Below are 19,170 nucleotides of genomic sequence, written 5' to 3' on the forward strand. Positions count from 1 at the left end.
CTCGCGTCTCGGTAGGTGTCGGTTACCACTTTTCGGGCGAGTAGGGCCTGAGCCACAGGGCCACCTGCAGCGTGACCGTCTTGAACCACGCCTGGTGCATGCGTTCGACGTCTTCGTCGCTGTGGCCCTTCTTCGTGAGGAACGGGCGCATGGTCGCCGTGATCGGGTAGATGAAGCCCACCATGTAGCGCAGCGAGATGTGCGGCACGGACGGAGCATCGTCGGTCCGGTTCTTCTTGTCGAAGGTGTGCCGCAGCCCGATCTCGTGCGCGTAGGACAGCCACTCGCCGTCGTACGGGCGCCGGCAGCTGTCGAGGATCCACCGGCCGAACCGCCCCCGGACCCGGGCGAGGTAGTCCTGCAGGACCGCGCCGTCGGGGGTGGCGAAGTAAGCGACGAGGTGCGGGTGCGCCGCCACGAAGCCGTACCAGACGTCCAAGACGTCCTCGACCTGGTCCTCGAGGACGTCGCCCGCCATGCGGAGGGCTTCCTCGTCGTCGGCGGTGAGCAGCACGGTCGCCTTCAGCTTCTCGAACTCGTCAGGCGTGACCGGGCTCGGCGGCGTCGAGCCGTAGGTGTATCCGGCCGGCGCTTGTGCGGTCATGGATCGGACCTCCATCTATAGGACTCCTTTGAATTTATAGTGAGGAGTCCTATAGAGTGTCAACCATGGAACGATCGACAGGCGGTCAAGATGTCGCGGGCAAGACGGTCGACGCCATCGACCGGCTGACCGTCGCGTACCGGGCGTTCAGCCAGCAGGTGGCCGGCGCACAGGGGCTGAGCCCGCTCCAACTGCAGGTCCTCACCACGCTCGCGAGCGGCCCGCCGCCCGCCGCACACGTGACATGCACATAAGTGTGTTGGTGGTGGGGCTGAGTCACCGGAGCGCCCCCATGGCGCTGCTCGAACGGGCCGCGGTGACCGGGGACGACCTGGCCAAGCTGCTGCACGCTGTGCACGAGTGCGCGAACGTCGCCGAGGCGGCGGTCGTGTCGACCTGCAACCGGGTCGAGGTGTACGCGGTCGTGGACAAGTTCCACGGCGGCGTGTCCGCGATCTCCGAGCTGCTGGCCCTGCACTCCGGCGTCCCGCTGGACGACCTGTCCCTGCACCTGTACGTCCACTACGAGGAGCGGGCCGTCCAGCACGTGTTCGCGGTGGCGTGCGGCCTGGAGTCGATGGTCGTCGGCGAGGGCCAGATCCTCGGCCAGATCCGGCAGGCGTTCAAGCTCGCGCAGGACGAGGGGACGCTCGGCCGCGACCTGCACGACATCCTGCAGCAGTCGCTGCGCATCGGCAAGCGCGCCCACCACGAGACCGGCATCGACAAGGCCGGCGCGTCGCTGGTCAGCGTCGGCCTCGACGTCGCCGCCCGGCACCTCGGCCCACTGGACGGGATCCGGGCGCTCGTCATCGGGGCCGGGTCGATGAGCTCGCTGGCCGCCGCAACGCTGAGCCGCGCCGGAGCCCGCGAGGTCATGATCGCCAACCGCACGCACGCGAACGCCATCCGGCTCGCCACGTCGCTGGACGTGCCCGCGCGCGCCGTCGACTTCACCGCCCTCGACGCCACGCTCGCGGCCACCGACCTGATTGTGTCCTGCACCGGCGCGACCGGCCTGGTACTGACCGCCGAGCAGCTCGCCGCGGCCGGTGCGGGCACCGACGGCCGCGCCCGCTTCCTGCTCGACCTCGCCCTCCCGCACGACATCGATCGGGCTGTCCGCGACCTACCGGGCGTCGCACTCGCCGGGCTGGACGACCTGCGCACCACCGAGGAGGCCGCGCGCGCCGTCGGACCCCGCGCCGTCGAGGCCGTCCGCCGGATCGTGCACGACGAGGTCGCCGCATATCTGTCGGCCACCCGCGCCACCGCCGTCGCACCGACCGTCGTCGCACTGCGGGCCAAGGCCGCAGGCGTCGTCGACACCGAACTGGCCCGGCTCACCGGACGCCTCCCCGACTTGGACGACCGCGACCGCAAGGAGATCGAGCAGACCGTGCGGCGCGTCGTCGACAAGCTGCTGCACGCGCCGACCGTCCGGGTCAGAGAGCTCGCGGCCGTGCCTGGCGGCGACTCCTACGCCGACGCGCTCCGCGAGCTGTTCGACCTGGACCCGAAAGCGCCCGAGGCCGTCGCCCGCGCCAGCATCGGGGAGGACCTCGCCGGGGACGGCGTACCGCGTCCCGTCCCGGCCGCGGGGAGCGGCGCTCCCCCCTGAGCGCGTCCGCGCGTACGGTGGAGGAGAGCGGGGCCGCAGCAACAGCGCCCGCATCGGCGGCGACGGAATGCGCCGAGGCCGACTGCGTCAGCACCACCACCGTGGCGGAGCTCACCGTGCGGGCGGCGAGCGCCCGCACGGTGAGCGCCCGCGGCGCGGCGTCCCGGAACGGAGACGAATCATGAGCGGAGTGAGGCATTGACTACGGCAGGCACCGGGACGGTGACGGGCGCGAGGCGCCCGCTGCGGCTCGGCACCCGCAAGAGCTTGATGGCCATGACGCAGTCCCAGGGCGTCGCCAACGCATTGACGCAGCATACGGGGCATGCCGTGGAGCTCGTCGGGGTAACCACCCATGGTGATGTCTCCAAGGCGCTGCTCGCCCAGATCGGAGGCACGGGGGTCTTCGTCAACGAACTCCGCGACAAGCTGCTGTCCGGCGAGGTGGACTTCGCAGTGCACTCGCTGAAGGACCTGCCGACGACCGCGACACCCGGTATCGCGTTGGCCGCGACGCCGGCCCGCGACGACGCCCGCGACGCGCTGTGCGGTCCCGTGAAGCTCGCCGACCTGCCGCACGGCGCCCGCGTGGGCACCGGCTCGCCGCGCCGCGTCGCGCAGCTGCGCGCACTGCGCCCCGACCTCGATGTCGTTCCGATTCGCGGCAACGCGCCTACCCGGCTCGGCAAGGTGACCGACGGCGAGCTGGACGCGGTCGTCCTCGCGCACGCCGGGCTGCGCCGCATCCGGCGCCTCGACGCAATCGCCGAGGTGTTCGACCCGGACCAGATGCTGCCCGCCCCCGGACAGGGGTCGCTGGCCCTGGAGTGCCGCGCCGACCGGACCGACCTCATCGAGCTGCTCGGCGCGCTCGACGACCCGATGACCCGCGCGGCCGTCACCGCCGAGCGGATGGTGCTGACCGTCCTGGAGGGCGGTTGCTCGGCGCCCGTGGGAACATACGCTGCCGAAGTTGATGAAACGCTGCATCTGACCGCGACCGTCGCCGCCTACGACGGAAGCCGCCAGATACGGATGTCCGCGAGCGGCCACCCGGACTCGGCCAAACAGATCGGACGCGACCTCGCGGACCGGCTGCTCGGCCAGGGGGCCGACCAGTTGATGGGGGAGCCAGATTGAGCCCCGTCGGCACAGTGACGTTTTCTCACTGAGGTCTTTCCAACCTCACTTGGCGTGATGGCGCAGGGTCGCCTGGACGATGCCGGTCAGGCGGCTGGGTGAGCAGCGGGCCTTGCGCAGGATACGCCAGCTCTTGAGGGCGGCGGCGCCTTGCTCCGCCGAGTGCCCGTGCCTGGGCGTGGCCTGGGCGTGGTGCCGGTTGAACAGCATCCTGCGCTGTTGAGCCAGTTGCGCTTCGGCGCTTGTAAGGCGTCCCGATTGCGCCGCCCGCGCCGACGTATCCCCTTTCGGCGTAGCAGGCGATCGCGCGGCTGGCGAGCGCGTCGATGATGCCGTGGACGCAGGCCGCGGTGAGGTCGTGCGTCGAGCCGGGCAGCACCGAGGACGCCCCGGATCAGCCGGCCATACGGGTCGGTCAGGAACTGAAAGTTCACTCCGTGCGGGTGCTGCTTGCCGCTTAGCACCGCCGTTAGCACCCACACCTGATAGCCGGTCGATGGGGGCCAGGATGCCGTCGGTGACATAGCAGTGCGCGGTCGCGACGCCGACACCGAAAGCGGCGGACAGACGGGCGAAGGTCTCGTTGCAGCGCAGGACTACACGTCCTGTCGATGCCGAGGGCTTGCCGCTGATGGTGGGAGTCTCGGTCGGCAACGTCGCCGACATCGAGCGTTCAAGCCGCAGTTCATGGCCATCCTGCCGATCCGCTCCTGGGCGCGGGCCACACCGCTGACGACAGGACAAGTCCCGGGCGCGCTGATCTAGCCGCCTTCTGCCGGATCCGCGATCTCGATCTCGATCTCGAAGAGTAGGAACCCCATCCTCGGGAGACTCGGCTTCTGTCCCGGGATCGACGCGCCAGCCCATGCCCGCCGCGTTCGCTGCCGACATGGAGAGAGTCCCGAGCCGAAGGAATAACGTGGGGCTCAAGCCCGGTCAGGTGGCCTGGAGTGCGATGGTGGGCGAGAGGCGGGCGGCTCGGATAGCCGGGTAGAGTCCGGCGATGGTGCCGATGGCCAAGGTGGCCGTGAATCCGCCGGCGATGGCCCACCCTGGGACTACCGGTGGCAGGCCGGTGGACGTGGCATAAGCAACGGTGGCCAAGCTGCCCAGGACCGCTCCCGCAGCACCGCCCAGACCTGAGAGCAGCAGCGACTCGGTGATGAACTGGAGTCGCACATGCCCCCGGGTCGCGCCCAGCGAGCGCCGCAGGCCGATCTCATGGCGGCGCTCCAGCACCGAAATGACCATCGTGTTGGCGACGCCGACGCCGCCCACCAGGAGCGCCACGGCCCCCAGCCCCAGCAACAGGTTCGTGAACCCGCCCGCTGCCGCGGCCTTGGCCTGCAGCGCCGACGACGGATCGGTGACTCTAATGTCCTGCGGGTTCTCAGGATTGATGGTGCGGGGTAGCAGCCGCCTGACATGGGGGACGGCGGCGTCAGTGGAACGCTCGTACACCGACGTCGGGTGACCGTCGAAGCCGAGATACTTCTGCGCTGAGTCCCAGCCGATCAGCACGGAGCGCTCGATCTCCGGCGCCAAGGGCAGCGGGGCGAGGATTCCGACCACGGTGAAGTAGCGGTTCCGGATGAATACCTGGTCACCGATTTCGCTGATGCCGAGCCGTTGTGCCGCCACCGAGCCGAGAACCACCGACGGATACCGGCTGTTGCCCGTGTTCAGCCACGCCCCGGCGCTGACGCTGCCGCGCAGCGTCTGCATCAGGCCCTCGGTAGCCGCCTGCGCGCCAATACCTCCGGTGTCACCCTCGTCGACCTTGCTCGAGCGCCGCACGGTACCCGTCAGGGATCCGGTGGCTCCGGCATGCCGGACGCCGTCGATCCGCTGCACCATCCTCTCCGCGCTCTTGGGCAGTTTGGTCTTCTTCCCAGTGAGCATCGAGTCGCCGGGGGTGGCTACGAGCAGATTGGTGCCGAGACGATCCAATTGCCGTAGCACGTCGGCTTTGCTGGACTCCGAGATCCCCACGACGGAGATCATCGTGGCGATGCCTATCGCGATGCCGAGGGCGGACAGCACCACCCGGAAGGGCCGGGTACGTAGGCCCGCCGATCCGGTGCGCAGCACATCGGTGAGCACGAGTCGGGCTGGTGCGAGCCTTTCGCCTGGTTTCGGCGCCGAAGGGGTGGAGCCGCCGGTGAACCGCAGACCGGTACGGGTCCGCTTGTTTACGCGCCTCATCGAGTGCCCGTCCTGGTCAGCCGCAGCGAGTCGGAGACGATGTGACCGTCGCGTAGCCGCACCTGCCGTGGCAGCGCCTCGGCGAGGTCATTGTCGTGGGTGATCACGGCGATCGTGGTCCCATCAGCGTTCAGATCGTGCAGCAGCGCCATCACGGTCTTGCCGGAGGCCGTGTCCAGCGCGCCCGTCGGCTCGTCGGCCAGCAGCAGTGCGGGTTCACCGATGATCGCGCGGGCGATCGCGACACGTTGCTTCTGCCCTCCGGAGAGTTCGTGCGGCCGGTGCGTCGAACGGTCGGCGAGCCCGACCCGTTCGAGGACCGCCGCGGCCCTCCGCCGCCGGGTGTGGACCGGCCAGCCGCTGTAGAGCAGTCCGTCCGCGACGTTGTCCAGGGCGGAGATGCCTGCGGCGAGGTGGAAGGACTGGAAGACGAAACCGAGGTGCTGCGCGCGCAGGGCGGACAGCTCACGGTCGGACAGTCCGGTGACCGAGTGGCCTGCGATACGGACCGAGCCCGCCGAGGGGCGGTCGAGGCTCCCGATGAGATGGAGCAGTGTCGACTTTCCTGACCCGGACGGCCCGACGATCGCCATCAACTCTCCCCGCCGGACGATCAGATCGACCCCGGCGAGGGCGACGACACCCCCCGGGTACTCCTTCCGGACACCGGCGAGTTCGATGACGGGCTCGCCGCCGTCGTCAGCGACCGTGTGGACCCGTCGCGTCGGCGTCATGATGTGGGCACCTCGACTTTCATTCCCTCCTTGATGCCATCACCGGTCACCTCGACGCGGCCCTGTCCGAAAATTCCCAGCTCGACCCTGACCATACGGGTCTCGCCGGGCGCGACCACCCGAACGCCGAAGCCGCCGCCCGGCAGTGCGAGCAGAGCTTGGACGGGGACCGACAGGACGTTCTTCCTCGTCTGGGTTGTGATGCGCACGGTGACCGGTGCCTGGTTGAGGTTCCCGGCGTCTTTGGGGTCGTCGAGCTTGACGACCACGTTGACCTTCGCCTCGCCGTCTGGCCCGTTCCCTTCCTCCTGGACTGCAGTGGTACCGACCGAACGTACAGTTGCCGTGACGTTGCGGTTACCGGGCAGTTCGACGGTGACCTTCGTGCCGTTCTTCAGAAGTCTCACCTCACCGGCGGTGAGTTTGAGATTGACGACCCGATCGGTGCCGGAGGACGTCATGACCGGCTGGCCGGGTGCCACCCGGCCACCCGGCGACGCATCCCGGCTAATGACCCGGATCGGCCCCGGCACGAAGACGATGTCGTTCGGCCCGACCGTTCCCGTGGCCTTGGCGTCGTGTGCGCGCTGCCAGCGCTTGATCGCATTGGACGTGGCCGCGGTGAATTTGCTGTCGACGGTCAGTCCGCCGCCGTGGCCGAGTGCGCGGAGACTCTTCTCGACCTGACGTACATCGGGGCCTTCGACACCTGTCTTGAGCTGCCGATACATTGGCCGCTTCCCGTACATCAGCCGCACGGGCCGACCGTCCAGTTCGTAGAGCATGTCATCCATGCGGACGGTGGAACCGGGGCTCCGAATCCAGGTTACGGTGCCGTCGCCGCTCGCCATGATCTTGCGCTGGCCGCCATACCCGAGCGTGCCGTCCGCCGAGGTGGTGTCGCTCAGGTCGCCATATTTCACGGGAGCCTCAGCCGTGGACACGCCCGCGTCTTGGCGTGGTTCCCCGCCGCTAGAGGCTGCCACGCTGATAGCGCCCCCTGCACCGCCGCCGGCGACGACCACGGCCGTGGTGATGCCTATGACCGTCTTTCGTTTCATCGTCCCGTTTCTCCTTGATCCATGCGATGCCGCATTCAGAGCCGATCGGAGTGTCCTCCGCCGGAGCGAGGATCAAGTGAACTTGGCACAGGCCTTGGTGGCCTTGTCCATCTTGTCGTTGTCCGTGGGCATGGGCATGGCGTCGCTCATTCCCCCTCCAGGGCCGCCGTCAAACTTCGGGTCGGGCATATCGATTCCGTGCTCGCGCATGCAGGCGGCGAACTTGAGCATCTTGTCCTGCTGCTCGGGCGAGAGCGGCTTGGGCTCCGGGAGACCCGCAACGTCCTGGCAGCTCTTCATGGCTTTTTCGATCTGCTCCGGGCTGGCGCCGTTGCCTCCGATGGAGGTCATTTCCGGGTCTTGGCCCGGCTTGGGGTCGGGTACGTCGATGCCATGCTTGCGCAGGCACTGGGCAAGCTTGAGATTTTGATCCATGGTTGACGCTTTGCTGCCCGACGCGTCGGAGCGGTTCGAGCCCGCTCCATCGCCGTCGCCGGAGTCATCACCGCATGCTCCGCTGACGAAGGTCAGGGCGGCCAGTCCGCAAGCCACGGCGAGCACGCGCAGGCGATGCCGGTCGCTGATCATGATGTTGCTCCCCTGGTCGTCGGTCCGATCGAGAGGACCGGTTGTGGCTGATGACGGGTTGCCGTTTGGTCACTCGGAGAGCCGAGAAGGCGGGTCCAGCTCCCCTGCCGTGCCGTACCGCGATTGGCCCGCCTTGGCTTCCAGCTTCGCCGAACCCATTGTTTCGTTTCCTTAATCTGAGGGGTTCGGGGCGCTTTATCTTTTCGAAATGCCTGAGCGGGTAGCTTGGCGACATGCGCGTACTGGTAGCCGAAGACGACAGGTTTCTGGCGGAACTGATCGCCGAAGGGCTCTGGGGGCGGTCGATCGCCACGGACGTGGCCTATGACGGTGCTGAGGCGCTGCGCCGGCTCGAGGCGATGGACTACGACGTCCTCATACTCGACCGAGACCTGCCTGAAGTGCACGGTGACGAGGTCTGCCGCCAGATCGTCGGCAGCGGCATGATGACGCGGGTCTTGATGCTCACCGCGTCCGGCACCGTGCGGGACCGGGTCGACGGACTCGGCCTAGGGGCCGACGACTATCTTCCCAAGCCGTTTTCCTACGACGAACTCGTCGCCCGCGTGCTGGCCCTAGGACGACGCGCCCGGCCCGCACTGCCTCCAGTGATCGAGCGAGCCGGTGTCGTCTTGGACACCCCGCGCCGCCAGGCATATCGCGACGGTCGCCGGATCGTCCTCTCCCGCAAGGAGTTCGGGGTCTTGGAGGCGCTGATGCGTGCTGATGGGATGGTCATGGCTGCGGAGGACCTGCTTCAAGAGATCTGGGAGGAGTACATCAGCTACAACTCCAACGCCGTGCGAGTGACCATCAGCAAACTGCGAGCCAAACTCGGTTCCCCACCGGTGATCGAAACAGTGTCGGGCTCGGGTTACCGCATCAGGACGAGCGAATGAGGATCACTGCGCGTGCCCGGCTCACGGCCCTTTACGGAGTGCTGCTGCTCGTCGCGGGGAGCGGCCTGATCGCCTCGGTCTACTTCGTGATGCGCCAGTCCCTCGCCGACAGCCTGCCTGTCGCCATCACCAAAGTGGTTCCACCCGATGGTTCCGGCTGGGGCCAGCAGACACCCGCCATCCCGCTTCGACCGGGCGACCGGACCCAAGCAGACGCGATCAGCCTCGCGGCCGCGGCCGCCGCCAAGGACACCACCTATCATCACCTGCTGATCGTCTCGCTCATCTCACTCGCGATCTTCGCAGCCGTGTCGGTGTTCCTGGCCTGGTGGATGGCAGGCCGCGTGCTGCGGCCCGTCCACACGATCACCGCGACGGCAAGGCGTCTCTCCGGTGAAAATCTTAACGACCGCATTGCGCTGAAGGCCCCGCCGGGCGAACTCAAAGACTTGGCCGACACATTTGACGACATGCTCGATCGCCTACAGCGACTGGTAAACGCGCAACAACGATTCGTTGCCAACTCCGCCCACGAACTAAGGACCCCGCTTGCCGTGCAGCGGGCGGCACTGGAGATCGGCCTGGCCGACCCCGTCCCCGGCAATGTGGCCCGTGTACGCGAGAAACTGCTTAATGTCGCGGACCGCAGCGAAAGGCTCATTGAGGGACTCCTGCTGCTGTCGACCAGCGATCAAGGCCTGGACCGGCCTGAACCCATCGACGCCTACGAGGTCGTTGCAGCCATTGTTGCCGAACACACGACCATGGCCGATGACCGTGACGTTTCGATAAAGACACACCTTGCGACGGTACAATTGGACGGCGACCCCACCCTGTTCAAACACCTCGTACGCAACCTTATGGAGAACGCGCTCCGCTACAACCTCCCCGGCGGCACGGTCCGCATCCGCCTGGACGACAGGGCGCTCGAGGTCTATAACACTGGCCCAGTCGTGCCAGTTGACGTCGTCCCCCACCTATTCGAACCGTTCCGGCGAATGCATCCCCGCCGCCACGCTCGCGGCGAAGGCACCGGCCTCGGGCTCTCCATCGTCGCCTCTATCGCCCACGCTCATGCAGGCGAAATCACCGCGCAGGCCAATCCGAGTGGCGGCCTGAATATCCGAATCAGCTTTCCAAGCCTCCGCTCTGTCGCAGAGACCAAGGAGACAGGCGACAAAGCCGCCGATAAATAGGTGATGCGGCGCTTCCTTGTTGAGGAGCAGGACCTAGCGCGGCGGCATTTCGGACGGCAGGGTTCAGAACCTTCCCCCGTCGATTTTTCGAGCGGCTGCACTATCCCCCGGTGACCATAGCCAATTCTGCTCCGTCTCCAACTCCCGCCCGTCAAGCCGTGCACGCAGTTCTCTTGCCCACGGCTTACCGAAGCCGTTCACCGGCGGCACACCGTCTTTCACGCCAAGGCTTTCTGGTCCTGGGTGCGGCGGTTCCAATTAGTTGATCAGCGCCGAGGTCGACGGGTTGGAGATTGCTCATCACCCACCATCCGGCCTTCGTGCTGCACCGGCGTTTTTTGCTGATCCACCGCGTTCACCGGCCATGAAGTCGGTAATGGACCGCCCGTCCGCTCCGGCCACGCCCTTGTTGGGCGCAACTCGCCTATACGCCTCCCGTACCGGCTGCTTCAGTAACTTGAACGGCTTGTCCTTCAAGACTGACTCGTCCATTCGCCTCCCCCAGGCCCCTCTGGGCCTGGTTGCTCGCGTGAACGAACTCCAGATCGGCCTGGGCGGCATACCGATGGCGGCGGGTGCTCCAGTTCGGAGCGGCCCGCCGCCATCGGGAGCGCTGGATGTCAGCCGCGCAGGGCCTTGACGGCGGCCTCGAGCCGCTCTCCGAAGGTCCCGTCGGCCTGTCGGAAGTTGTTGATCGCGCGTTCGATGATGTCGTCGCGCGAGACCTGCGAGATGGAGCCCGCCAGATTCTGGATCAAGCGGTCCTTCTCGCCGTCCGATATCAGCCGGTACAGGTTCCCGGCCTGCACGAAGTCGTCGTCATCGCCATGGGACGGGGCCTCGTGGCGGCCGGTGGTGCCGCTGACCGTGGTGGGCTGCCACAGCGGCCGGTCTGTCTGGGACGGGCCGCCGAAGCTGTTGGGCTCGTAGTTCTTCGCGCCCCTGTGGCGGCCGTCATACAGGAGGCCGTCACGGGAGTGGGTACGCGCCTCGGTCGCGTGTGGACGGTTCACGGGCAGGTTGTCGGCGTTGATGCCGGCGCGGTAGCGGTGGGCGTCGCCATAGGCGAAAAGGCGACCCTGCAGCATCTTGTCCGGGGACGGGCCGATGCCGGGCACGAAGTGCGCCGGTGTGAAGATTGACTGCTCGACTTCGGCGAAGATGTTATCGGGGTTGCGGTTCAGTTCCAGCCTGCCGATCTCGATGAGCGGGTAGTCCGCGTGCGGCCACACCTTGGTCACGTCGAACGGGTTGAAGCGGTAGTCCGGCGCCTCGGCGGCGGGCATGATCTGCACACACAGGGTCCAGGCCGGGTACTCGCCGCGCTCGAGGGCCTCGCGCAGGTCGCGCTGATGGGAGTCGGGGTCGGCGCCGGCGAGCCGGTCGGCGTCCGCCTGCGTGAGGCACCTGATGCCCTGGTCGGTCTTGAAGCGGTACTTGACCCAGAAGACCTCGCCGGCCTCGTTGTTCCACTGGAAGGCGTGCGTGCCGAAGCCGTCCATGTGCCGGTACGACGCCGGGATACCGCGGTCACCGAACAGCCAGGTCACCTGGTGCGTGGACTCCGGCGACAGGCTCCAGAAGTCCCAGACGTTGTCCGCTTCGCGGGACCCGGTGTACGGATCGCGTTTCTGAGTGTGGATGAAGTCCGGGAACTTGATGGCGTCCTTGATGAAGAAGACGGGGGTGTTGTTGCCGACGAGGTCGTAGTTGCCGTCTTCGGTGTAGAACTTCACCGCGAAACCACGCAGGTCGCGGACCGCGTCCGCGGAGCCGAGGCTTCCCGCCACGGTGGAGAAGCGCAGGAAGGTCTCCGTCTGCTTGCCCACCTCGGAGAGGAACGCGGCGCGCGTGTACCTGGTGACGTCGGCGGTCACTGTGAAGGTGCCGTACGCGCCCGCGCCGCGGGCGTGGACCACGCGCTCCGGGATGCGCTCGCGGTTGAAGTGAGCGAGCTTCTCATGAAGAAGCTGATCCTGGACGAGCCCAGGGCCGCCGACGCCCGCGGTCTCGCTGTTCTGGTTGTCGGCTACCGGAGCACCGGCCTCCGTGGTGAGCGGTCCCTGACCCATGTGCGCCTCCTGCGCTAGTGCGTTGCCCTGTACAGGTGCCGCCGAGAGCGACACTCGTGAGGAAACAATGAGCACTATAGGACACCAAGTGTCATACGGCAAGGCGAGTCAGTGGTTCTGGTGGTCGGGGCACTCCAGGCGCAGTTCGCCATCACTGAAGGCGTTGTCCACGAATGCGCAGTGGTGGGGGCGATCGGTGCCGGGGTGGGCCTGGGGTCTGAAGTAGTCGCACGTCAGGCACATCCGGGTGACTGGGATGGCCTTGCGGTCCTGCAATGACCTGATCATTTCGCTCATGCCGCGAAGCATGGCCGCGAGGTCTTCCGGCGCGAGCGACGACATCGCATCCGCGAACTCGTCCGGCAGGCGGGCCAGCCGTTCGGCCTCCGCGCGGCCGGCCTGAGTGAGCGTCAAGGTGACGGCGCGGGCGTCGGCGGGGTCGCGATGCCGCCCGACGAGTTTCTTGATCGTCAGGGCCTTGGCCGCATCGCTGATCGTCGGAGGCGTTGACGCGAGCATGGCCGTCAGGTCGCTCAACCGCCGAGGCCGTGGATCCCCGGCGAGCAGCGTGAGGATGTCCGCCTGCAGGGGGGACAGCCGGTAGGGCCCCGCGTTGCGGAAGTTGCTGATGCGCAGCGCCTGCCCGAGGCGCGCGACGCCCACGAGCAACTGTTCGCGGGGCGGCGTGCCTGGAACGTCCTTCATCGCACTCTCCGAAATCGCGACCGGGTCTTGCCATCCTAGGCACTGCCAACTTATGTTTGGCAGTGCCAAATAACTTGGCGTCCACATCTCTCTGAGAAGGAACCCCCATGTCCCGTCTTGCCACCGTCGACCCGGCGACCGCGGAGCCGCGAGCCGAGGCCCTGCTCAAGAAGGTCGAGCAGGCCCTCGGCGCGACGCCGAACATGATGCGCGCCATGGCCTCGTCCCCGGCCGTGCTCGACGCGTACCTCTCCCACAGCGGAGCGCTCGGCACCGGCCGCCTGCCGGCCGCCGTCCGGGAGCAGATCGCCCTCGTCGCCGCGGCGGAGAACGCGTGCGAGTACTGCTACGCCGCCCACCATGTGCTCGGCGAGCGCGCCGGCGTCAGCGCCGACGACCTCAAGACCTCCGGCCGGGGCCAGGCGTCCGACCCGAAGGCGCACGCCGCCCTCGCGTTCGCCCGGGCCGTCATCGAGACCCGCGGCTTCGTCAGCGACGAGGAACTAGAGGAGGTCCGCGCCGCCGGCCACGACGACGGCGAGATCGGAGAGATCGTGGCCCACGTCGCGCTGAACATCTTCACCAACTACTTCAACTCCGTGGCCCGAACCGAGGTCGATTTCCCACCCGTCCCTCTGCCCGGTAACTAGCGGGCAAGGCATCTGGACGCGTCCGGCACACATTTGCTGGGCGCGTCCGAATGCTCGGGCGTCATCTGCACCCCGGCCTTGCTGATACAACCCAGGAGCCCACATGAGCGGCCCGACCTCCATCCCCGGATACAACTACGATGGTCTGGCCCTCACCCCGTCCTCTCGCGTACTTCTTTACGCCGTCTGGGGAGCCGATCGACGAGGATCTCGCACGGGTGCGGGCGCGTTTCGGACGATGGATCACTTATACCCGCACCCGTCCCTACGACGAGCGCTGGCTGGCCTATCAGCAGGCGATCGCCCCGCGCCACACGTGGGACAAGAAGAACAAGACCGACCCAGGCCGATTCGGTGCCTCACATCCCGCCGCGCCACCTCGTCGCCTTGATCTATCCGATCACGGCAACGGTGCGCCCTTCCTCACTTCGGGCGGCCATGACGACCAGGTCGAGGCGATGTTTCAAGCCTGGTTCAAAGCTGTCACCCTGTGGCCCCAGCCCTACACCAGCCCCGTCTGGTGATCCGCCGCCGCGCAATGATCAGGAGCAACCATGTCGTTCGTACCTCCGTCCGTGGATGAGGCTGCCTCATCGGCTCCACCGTGGGCCACGACCCAATGGTTCAACAGCGATCCTCTGAATTTGACCGATATGCGCGGCCGGGTGGTCGTCCTAGAGGCCTTCCAGATGCTGTGCCCGGGCTGTGTCGGCCATGCTCTGCCGCAGGCCGTACGGTTGGCTCAAACCTTCGGCGACGACCTCGCCGTGATCGGGTTGCACAGCGTCTTCGAGCATCATGACGCCATGACCCCGACCAGCCTTCGCGCCTTCCTGCACGAGTATAAGATCCACTTTCCAGTCGCGGTGGATGCCCACCGGGGCGAAGACCCGACGCCGGTCACCTTCGCCCGCTATCGCATGCGCGGCACGCCTACCACGGTTCTCATCGATCGCGACGGCAACCTGCGGGGACAGCAGTTCGGCGCACTGGACGACATGACCATCGCCGCGGCCGTCGCCCGCCTTATCGACGAAGGCCGGGCGCCACGCAATGCCGAGGCGTCGGTGACCCCGACGTCCGTCTGCGTCCCCGGCGGCGACTGCACATAGTCCCGCTTCGAGTGCGAAGCGGCGTCCGGGGTCACAGTCCCCGGACGCCGTCGTGCCAACATCTTGCGGGTTCACCCGCGTCCTGCCCTATGAGCTGGCGGGAGAACAAACGAGCCTCTTCTGGGCCGTGAGCAAGGTGGCTCGCTGGCTACCCCACCGGCTGACGGCTTGTCGCGGTTCGGGGCTATCGAATAGGCGCGTCGTCTGGTTCCGGCGCGATTTCCGGTGTGAGGGTGGAACGGTGAGGCCCTCGGGCGAGGATAAAGAGGAAAAGGGCGGCCATGACGGCGACTCCTGTCCACATGGCCTGCTGCCAGCCATCGACGAACGACTCCTGGGCGGCACGGACCAGCGTCTGCGCATGGGGGCCGGCCTGGTCCGCGGCATCGAGAGCATTGGCAACCCCTTCCCGTGCGGTGTCGGCCGGTCCTTGAGGAATGTCGGCCAATCGGGAGTCGATGGCGTTGCGGTAACCGGAGGACAGGAGTGCACCGAGCAAGGCGACACCCAGCGCGCTGCCGAATTCGCGGGTGACGTCGTTCAATGCGGACGCGACGCCCTGGCGCTCGCGTGGGAGGGCACTGGTGATGGCCTCGGTGGAGGGTGTCATCGACAGGCCCATGCCGATGCCCATGGCGAGCATGCCGGGCAGCACGGACGGGTAGCCGCCGTCGACGGAGACGATGGCGGCCATGAGCGCCAGCCCTGCCCCGGCAAGGAGGATGCCTGCGGCCATGGTCGCTCGGGGGCCGATGCGTGCGGCCAGTCGTGGGGCAAGGCCTGACGCCATCATCATCAGCGCGGCCATCGGCATCAGCGCCAGGGTGGACAGCAGCCCCGACCAGCCGAGGACGGCCTGGAAGAACGGGAAAAGGACCACGAAGATGCCCGCCTGGACACCGAAGACCGCCAGGAGCGTGATCGAGCCCCCGGACAGGGCTCGCTCGCCGAACAGGCGCACGTCCAGGAGCGCGGCGTCCCCGCGGAGCAGCTCCCAGGCTATGAAGCCGATAGCAGCGATGACCCCAATGGCCAGGCTGAGCAAGGTTGCGGGCGCGGTCCAGCCTTGCTCAGGACCTTCCTGGAGGATGAAGATGAGCCCGGCCACGGCGACAACGGACGTCAGGGCGCCGACGGTATCGAAAGCGTGCCCCGACGCCTCATGAGAGTTGGGGACAGACCGCAGCGTCATGGTGAGGGCGACCATGACGAGTGCGACGGGCAGGACGAACAGCCATCGCCAGGTGGCGACGTCGACCAGGGCGGCCGAGAGGAACATGCCCAAGACGCCGCCGCCTCCGGCCACACCGGTCCACACGCCGATCGCCCGTCCGCGTTCTCCCTCGGGGAAGGTGGAGGTGATGACGGCGAGGGTGATGGGCATGACCATCGCCGCGCCCACTCCGCTGAACAGGCGAGCGACGAGCATGACCTCAGCCGACGGTGCGAGACCTCCCGCCGCACTGGCGACGCCGAAGACGGTCAAGCCGGTGAGCAGCATGGGCTTGCGGCCGAAGCGGTCGCCGATCGCGCCGAGCGGCAGCAAGAGTGCGGCCAGGCTGAGGGTGTAGATGTTGATGATCCACAGGATCGTGCTCTGCGAGGCGCCGAAGGCGATGGCGAGGTCGGGCTGGGCGACGTTGAGTCCAGACACCGAGGCGATGACGGCCATCAACGCGATACAGACGGCGATCAGGATCGTGCGACGCTGACGCGCGTCGAGCACGCCCTCGGCAGGGAGGCTGCTCGGCTCGGCGTTCACCTGGCCAGGTCGGTTTGCACTCATAAATTCCTCTCAACAGGACATGCGGGTATCGGCGCCGGAGCAGAGCTGAAACACCAGCGCCGAAGGGGTGGGCCTCACCCCGCTTAGGCGATTGGAATGCAGCGGGTGCGGGCCGGTGAACGCGCCGGCGGCCGGGTGTGAGCGATGTCGCGGTGTACGGTGGTGAGGGCCGCCTCGGTGTCGGCGGTGGCCAGGTCGGCATTCATATGGGCGCCGGCCAGAGCGCCAGCTGCTGCCGAGGCGCCGACCTGTGCGGTCAGATCAGTGGCGTTACCGGCCACCCACACGCCGCGCACCTGGGTAGTGCCGGCCATACCGGTGGCGAAGTGGCGGCCCATCCCGTTGGGCAGGTCCTGCATTGGCAGTCCCAGATCCTCCAGCCCCTCGGTGCGCGCCTGCATGGTGGTCGCGACGGCGAGGACGCGGCGACGGATGAGCCGACCGTCCGTCAGGCGGACGCCAGCGATACCGCCGCCCTCGGCCGTCACGACTTCGTCGACGGGGGTGTCGACGAGACAGATGTTGCGGGCGGCGAAGCGCTCCCGGGTGTCCCTGTCAAGGCGGGTACCGCTGGTGAAGTAGACCAGGTTGTCGGTCAACTGGCGGAACAGTATTGCCTGGTGGATGGAAGTCGGGCCAACCGCAAGGACACCGATGGGCTCGTCGCGTACCTCCCAGCCATGGCAGTAGGGGCAGTGCACCACGCTGTGCCCCCAGTGCTCGGCCAGCCCGGAAACGTCAGGCAGAACGTCCCGCGAACCTGTGGCGACCAGGAGGCGTCGTGCGCGCAGGGTGCCGCCGTCGGCTAGGGCGACACTGAAGCGCAGGTCCCCGCCGGCGGACGGATCGGCAGCGGCCTTAACTACCTCACCGCTTTGCACAGTGCCACCGAAGCGGCGAACTTCGTCACGGCCCCGTTCCAGCAGCTCGGCTGGCGGAGTCCCGTCCAAGCCAAGCAGTCCGTGCACGCCCTCGGCTGGCGCGTTACGCGGGGTGCCGCTGTCGACCACAACGACCGAGCGGCGCGAACGGGCCAACATCAGCGCGCCGTTCAGCCCGGCAGCGCCGCCGCCGACCACCACGGCGTCAACGGTCTTGCCCGGCAACTCATCACTCCTGTATGCGCTCTGCGACGCAGGCATGTCGTCAACCTCTTCTGCTACTTCCCGACTCGTTGTGGGCCGAGCACTAACGACTCTATCCATGCCTTGCTATAAAGGCATACACTGTTGCGTATGACGCAAGACAATGGTGAGCTCGACAGCCTGGTACGCAAACGCATCCGCGCCCTGCGCGTGGCCCAGGGCTGGTCCCTGGAGGAGTTGGCCGCCCGCGCCAAGGTCAGCCAGTCCACGCTCAGCCGCATCGAGAACGGTCAACGGCGCCTGGCCCTAGACCAACTCGTCACCCTCGCCCGTGCCCTAGACACCTCCCTCGACCAACTCGTCGAGACCGCCACGGATGACGTCGTCTCCAATCCAATGATCGACGGAGCCCACGGGCTGATGCGCTGGCCCATCAAGGCAGAACCCGGCATGACCGTCCTACGACAGCGCATGACCGCCCCGCCCCCCGACAATCCCTCACGCATGCGCGCCCACCCGGGCCGCGAGTGGTTCGTCGTCCTGTCCGGCACCGCGATGCTGCTCCTAGGCGACCGGCGCCTCCGGGTTGAGACCAATCAGGCGGCGGAGTTCCCCACGATGCTCCCGCACGCCATCGGCGCCGAGGGTGGGCCATGCGAGATCCTGGGCATCTTCGACCGCGATGCCCGCCGCGGCCACCAGCGCGGCGAGGACCTTGGGAAAGCGAACCGCTCGGCACCCTGATCGTTTGCGTATCGCACAGTCCGGCCGCTCATCGCCTTGCGCATTTCGAAACACGCTGACGCCGGGCGCGGATGACCCGCCCAGAGGCCATAACAAGGTGTGCATGTGAGGCGACATGGCGCGATGTCGGGGTGTCGTGTGGGCGGGTACCGTAAACTAGCGAACGCGCCCGCGCCCACAGCGAACGCCGGCAACGCTGAGGGTGCCCCCGAATCAAGGCCGCCCGGCTACACCCGGTGAAGGTTTCCCGGCCACCGCACGAGGTTCTCGGTCAGCTACACCTGGTGAGATTGGCCGTCTCGGCGGCCGCCGAGACGCGAGTACCGTCCGGGCCGGAGGGCCCGGACGGTACTCGCGTCTCGGTAGGTGTCGGTTACCACTTTTCGGGCGAGTAGGGCCTGAGCCACAGGGCCACCTGCAGCGTGACCGTCTTGAACCACGCCTGGTGCATGCGTTCGACGTCTTCGTCGCTGTGGCCCTTCTTCGCGAGGAACGGGCGCATGGTCGCCGTGATCGGGTAGATGAAGCCCACCATGTAGCGCAGCGAGATGTGCGGCACGGACGGAGCGTCGTCGGTCCGGTTCTTCTTGTCGAAGGTGTGCCGCAGCCCGATCTCGTGCGCGTAGGACAGCCACTCGCCGTCGTACGGGCGCCGGCAGCTGTCGAGGATCCACCGGCCGAACCGCCCCCGGACCCGGGCGAGGTAGTCCTGCAGGACCGCGCCGTCGGGGGTGGCGAAGTAGGCGACGAGGTGCGGGTGCGCCGCCACGAAGCCGTACCAGACGTCCAAGACGTCCTCGACCTGGTCCTCGAGGACGTCGCCCGCCATGCGGAGGGCTTCCTCGTCGTCGGCGGTGAGCAGCACGGTCGCCTTCAGCTTCTCGAACTCGTCAGGCGTGACCGGGCTCGGCGGCGTCGAGCCGTAGGTGTATCCGGCCGGCGCTTGTGCGGTCATGGATCGGACCTCC

20 protein-coding genes are annotated in these 19,170 nt (G+C 67.5%); 9 read left to right on the forward strand and 11 right to left on the reverse strand.

The features are described 5' to 3' along the window. Window positions 1–22: 22 nt before the first annotated feature. A complete protein-coding gene (locus ETD96_RS04120) occupies window positions 23–604 on the reverse strand; it encodes a protoglobin domain-containing protein (RefSeq protein WP_138634279.1) in 582 nt (193 codons plus the stop codon). Between the two features lie 65 nt (window positions 605–669). Here ETD96_RS04120 and ETD96_RS04125 point away from each other — a divergent pair, with 65 nt between their 5' ends. The 3 genes from ETD96_RS04125 to hemC all read left to right on the forward strand — a co-directional run bounded on the left by ETD96_RS04125 (window position 670) and on the right by hemC (window position 3,365). After that, window positions 670–858, forward strand: a complete 189-nt coding sequence (locus tag ETD96_RS04125; RefSeq protein ID WP_138634282.1) for a hypothetical protein — start codon at window positions 670–672, stop codon at window positions 856–858. Further along, a complete protein-coding gene (locus ETD96_RS04130; protein ID WP_171068852.1) occupies window positions 855–2,225 on the forward strand; it encodes a glutamyl-tRNA reductase in 1,371 nt (456 codons plus the stop codon). Before ETD96_RS04125 ends, ETD96_RS04130 begins: the two co-directional genes overlap by 4 nt. 270 nt (window positions 2,226–2,495) lie before the next feature. Next, on the forward strand, window positions 2,496–3,365 hold the full coding sequence (hemC, locus tag ETD96_RS04135; protein ID WP_240807201.1) for a hydroxymethylbilane synthase: 870 nt from the start codon (window positions 2,496–2,498) through the stop codon (window positions 3,363–3,365). A 45-nt stretch (window positions 3,366–3,410) separates the two neighbouring features. Here the strand turns inward: hemC and ETD96_RS44395 are convergent, their stop codons facing one another. From ETD96_RS44395 to ETD96_RS04155, 5 genes are all read right to left on the reverse strand, one after another. Then, the gene (locus tag ETD96_RS44395) at window positions 3,411–3,575 is read right to left on the reverse strand and encodes a hypothetical protein (RefSeq protein ID WP_171068848.1); all 165 of its coding nucleotides are present in this window, start codon (window positions 3,573–3,575) and stop codon (window positions 3,411–3,413) included. A 726-nt stretch (window positions 3,576–4,301) separates the two neighbouring features. After that, window positions 4,302–5,468: an ABC transporter permease gene (locus ETD96_RS04140; RefSeq protein ID WP_240807195.1), complete on the reverse strand. Its 1,167-nt coding sequence runs from the start codon at window positions 5,466–5,468 to the stop codon at window positions 4,302–4,304. A 98-nt stretch (window positions 5,469–5,566) separates the two neighbouring features. Next, window positions 5,567–6,304: an ABC transporter ATP-binding protein gene (locus ETD96_RS04145; protein WP_138634291.1), complete on the reverse strand. Its 738-nt coding sequence runs from the start codon at window positions 6,302–6,304 to the stop codon at window positions 5,567–5,569. Next, window positions 6,301–7,365 (reverse strand): efflux RND transporter periplasmic adaptor subunit, encoded by a 1,065-nt coding sequence (locus ETD96_RS04150; RefSeq protein ID WP_138634294.1) that lies wholly within the window; start codon window positions 7,363–7,365, stop codon window positions 6,301–6,303. The genes ETD96_RS04145 and ETD96_RS04150 overlap by 4 nt, the downstream gene beginning before the upstream one ends. Window positions 7,366–7,437: 72 nt before the next feature. Further along, on the reverse strand, window positions 7,438–7,953 hold the full coding sequence (locus ETD96_RS04155; protein WP_138634297.1) for a hypothetical protein: 516 nt from the start codon (window positions 7,951–7,953) through the stop codon (window positions 7,438–7,440). Between the two features lie 233 nt (window positions 7,954–8,186). Between ETD96_RS04155 and ETD96_RS04160 the strand changes: the two genes are divergently transcribed. Both ETD96_RS04160 and ETD96_RS04165 read left to right on the forward strand, forming a co-directional pair. Continuing rightward, window positions 8,187–8,852 (forward strand): response regulator transcription factor, encoded by a 666-nt coding sequence (locus ETD96_RS04160; protein ID WP_138634300.1) that lies wholly within the window; start codon window positions 8,187–8,189, stop codon window positions 8,850–8,852. Between the two features lie 38 nt (window positions 8,853–8,890). Then, entirely contained in the window at window positions 8,891–10,048 is a 1,158-nt protein-coding gene (locus ETD96_RS04165) for an ATP-binding protein (RefSeq protein WP_205719101.1), read from the forward strand. A 620-nt stretch (window positions 10,049–10,668) separates the two neighbouring features. Here ETD96_RS04165 and ETD96_RS04170 read toward each other — a convergent pair. Continuing rightward, window positions 10,669–12,120, reverse strand: coding sequence for a catalase (locus ETD96_RS04170; protein ID WP_138634398.1), 1,452 nt, complete (start codon window positions 12,118–12,120; stop codon window positions 10,669–10,671). 108 nt (window positions 12,121–12,228) lie between these two features. Further along, the gene (locus ETD96_RS04175; RefSeq protein WP_138634306.1) at window positions 12,229–12,825 is read right to left on the reverse strand and encodes a MarR family winged helix-turn-helix transcriptional regulator; all 597 of its coding nucleotides are present in this window, start codon (window positions 12,823–12,825) and stop codon (window positions 12,229–12,231) included. Window positions 12,826–12,932: 107 nt separating this feature from the next. Between ETD96_RS04175 and ETD96_RS04180 the strand changes: the two genes are divergently transcribed. The 3 genes from ETD96_RS04180 to ETD96_RS04190 all read left to right on the forward strand — a co-directional run bounded on the left by ETD96_RS04180 (window position 12,933) and on the right by ETD96_RS04190 (window position 14,587). Next, window positions 12,933–13,475, forward strand: coding sequence for a carboxymuconolactone decarboxylase family protein (locus tag ETD96_RS04180; protein ID WP_138634309.1), 543 nt, complete (start codon window positions 12,933–12,935; stop codon window positions 13,473–13,475). A gap of 218 nt (window positions 13,476–13,693) precedes the next feature. Continuing rightward, window positions 13,694–13,999: a globin family protein gene (locus ETD96_RS04185; RefSeq protein ID WP_138634312.1), complete on the forward strand. Its 306-nt coding sequence runs from the start codon at window positions 13,694–13,696 to the stop codon at window positions 13,997–13,999. Between the two features lie 30 nt (window positions 14,000–14,029). Beyond that, window positions 14,030–14,587, forward strand: a complete 558-nt coding sequence (locus ETD96_RS04190) for a redoxin domain-containing protein (RefSeq protein WP_138634315.1) — start codon at window positions 14,030–14,032, stop codon at window positions 14,585–14,587. A 184-nt stretch (window positions 14,588–14,771) separates the two neighbouring features. Here ETD96_RS04190 and ETD96_RS04195 read toward each other — a convergent pair whose 3' ends face one another. Together ETD96_RS04195 and ETD96_RS04200 are read right to left on the reverse strand one after the other, a co-directional pair. Beyond that, window positions 14,772–16,349 (reverse strand): MFS transporter, encoded by a 1,578-nt coding sequence (locus ETD96_RS04195; protein ID WP_205719103.1) that lies wholly within the window; start codon window positions 16,347–16,349, stop codon window positions 14,772–14,774. A 107-nt stretch (window positions 16,350–16,456) separates the two neighbouring features. Further along, complete coding sequence (locus tag ETD96_RS04200; protein ID WP_138634321.1) at window positions 16,457–17,515, reverse strand: NAD(P)/FAD-dependent oxidoreductase; 1,059 nt, start codon at window positions 17,513–17,515, stop codon at window positions 16,457–16,459. A 93-nt stretch (window positions 17,516–17,608) separates the two neighbouring features. Here ETD96_RS04200 and ETD96_RS04205 point away from each other — a divergent pair, with 93 nt between their 5' ends. After that, on the forward strand, window positions 17,609–18,202 hold the full coding sequence (locus ETD96_RS04205; RefSeq protein WP_138634324.1) for a helix-turn-helix transcriptional regulator: 594 nt from the start codon (window positions 17,609–17,611) through the stop codon (window positions 18,200–18,202). Window positions 18,203–18,575: 373 nt separating this feature from the next. On the opposite strand, the gene ETD96_RS04210 is transcribed toward ETD96_RS04205, so the two are convergent. After that, complete coding sequence (locus ETD96_RS04210; RefSeq protein WP_138634327.1) at window positions 18,576–19,157, reverse strand: protoglobin domain-containing protein; 582 nt, start codon at window positions 19,155–19,157, stop codon at window positions 18,576–18,578. Window positions 19,158–19,170: the final 13 nt, after the last annotated feature.

It is taken from the genome of Actinomadura geliboluensis, from assembly GCF_005889745.1.
GTDB lineage: Bacteria > Actinomycetota > Actinomycetes > Streptosporangiales > Streptosporangiaceae > Spirillospora > Spirillospora geliboluensis.

Excerpts from the sequence above, each read along its gene's own strand:
- ETD96_RS04170 (WP_138634398.1), bottom strand. The coding sequence starts at position 12,120 with ATGGGTCAGGGACCGCTCACCACGGAGGCCGGTGCTCCGGTAGCCGAC.
- ETD96_RS04200 (WP_138634321.1), bottom strand. The coding sequence starts at position 17,515 with ATGCCTGCGTCGCAGAGCGCATACAGGAGTGATGAGTTGCCGGGCAAG.
- ETD96_RS04205 (WP_138634324.1), top strand. The coding sequence starts at position 17,609 with ATGACGCAAGACAATGGTGAGCTCGACAGCCTGGTACGCAAACGCATC.
- ETD96_RS04150 (WP_138634294.1), bottom strand. The coding sequence starts at position 7,365 with ATGAAACGAAAGACGGTCATAGGCATCACCACGGCCGTGGTCGTCGCC.
- ETD96_RS04145 (WP_138634291.1), bottom strand. The coding sequence starts at position 6,304 with ATGACGCCGACGCGACGGGTCCACACGGTCGCTGACGACGGCGGCGAG.
- hemC (WP_240807201.1), top strand. The coding sequence starts at position 2,496 with ATGGCCATGACGCAGTCCCAGGGCGTCGCCAACGCATTGACGCAGCAT.
- ETD96_RS04175 (WP_138634306.1), bottom strand. The coding sequence starts at position 12,825 with ATGAAGGACGTTCCAGGCACGCCGCCCCGCGAACAGTTGCTCGTGGGC.
- ETD96_RS04190 (WP_138634315.1), top strand. The coding sequence starts at position 14,030 with ATGTCGTTCGTACCTCCGTCCGTGGATGAGGCTGCCTCATCGGCTCCA.
- ETD96_RS04210 (WP_138634327.1), bottom strand. The coding sequence starts at position 19,157 with ATGACCGCACAAGCGCCGGCCGGATACACCTACGGCTCGACGCCGCCG.
- ETD96_RS04180 (WP_138634309.1), top strand. The coding sequence starts at position 12,933 with ATGTCCCGTCTTGCCACCGTCGACCCGGCGACCGCGGAGCCGCGAGCC.
- ETD96_RS44395 (WP_171068848.1), bottom strand. The coding sequence starts at position 3,575 with ATGCTGTTCAACCGGCACCACGCCCAGGCCACGCCCAGGCACGGGCAC.
- ETD96_RS04160 (WP_138634300.1), top strand. The coding sequence starts at position 8,187 with ATGCGCGTACTGGTAGCCGAAGACGACAGGTTTCTGGCGGAACTGATC.
- ETD96_RS04155 (WP_138634297.1), bottom strand. The coding sequence starts at position 7,953 with ATGATCAGCGACCGGCATCGCCTGCGCGTGCTCGCCGTGGCTTGCGGA.
- ETD96_RS04125 (WP_138634282.1), top strand. The coding sequence starts at position 670 with ATGGAACGATCGACAGGCGGTCAAGATGTCGCGGGCAAGACGGTCGAC.
- ETD96_RS04120 (WP_138634279.1), bottom strand. The coding sequence starts at position 604 with ATGACCGCACAAGCGCCGGCCGGATACACCTACGGCTCGACGCCGCCG.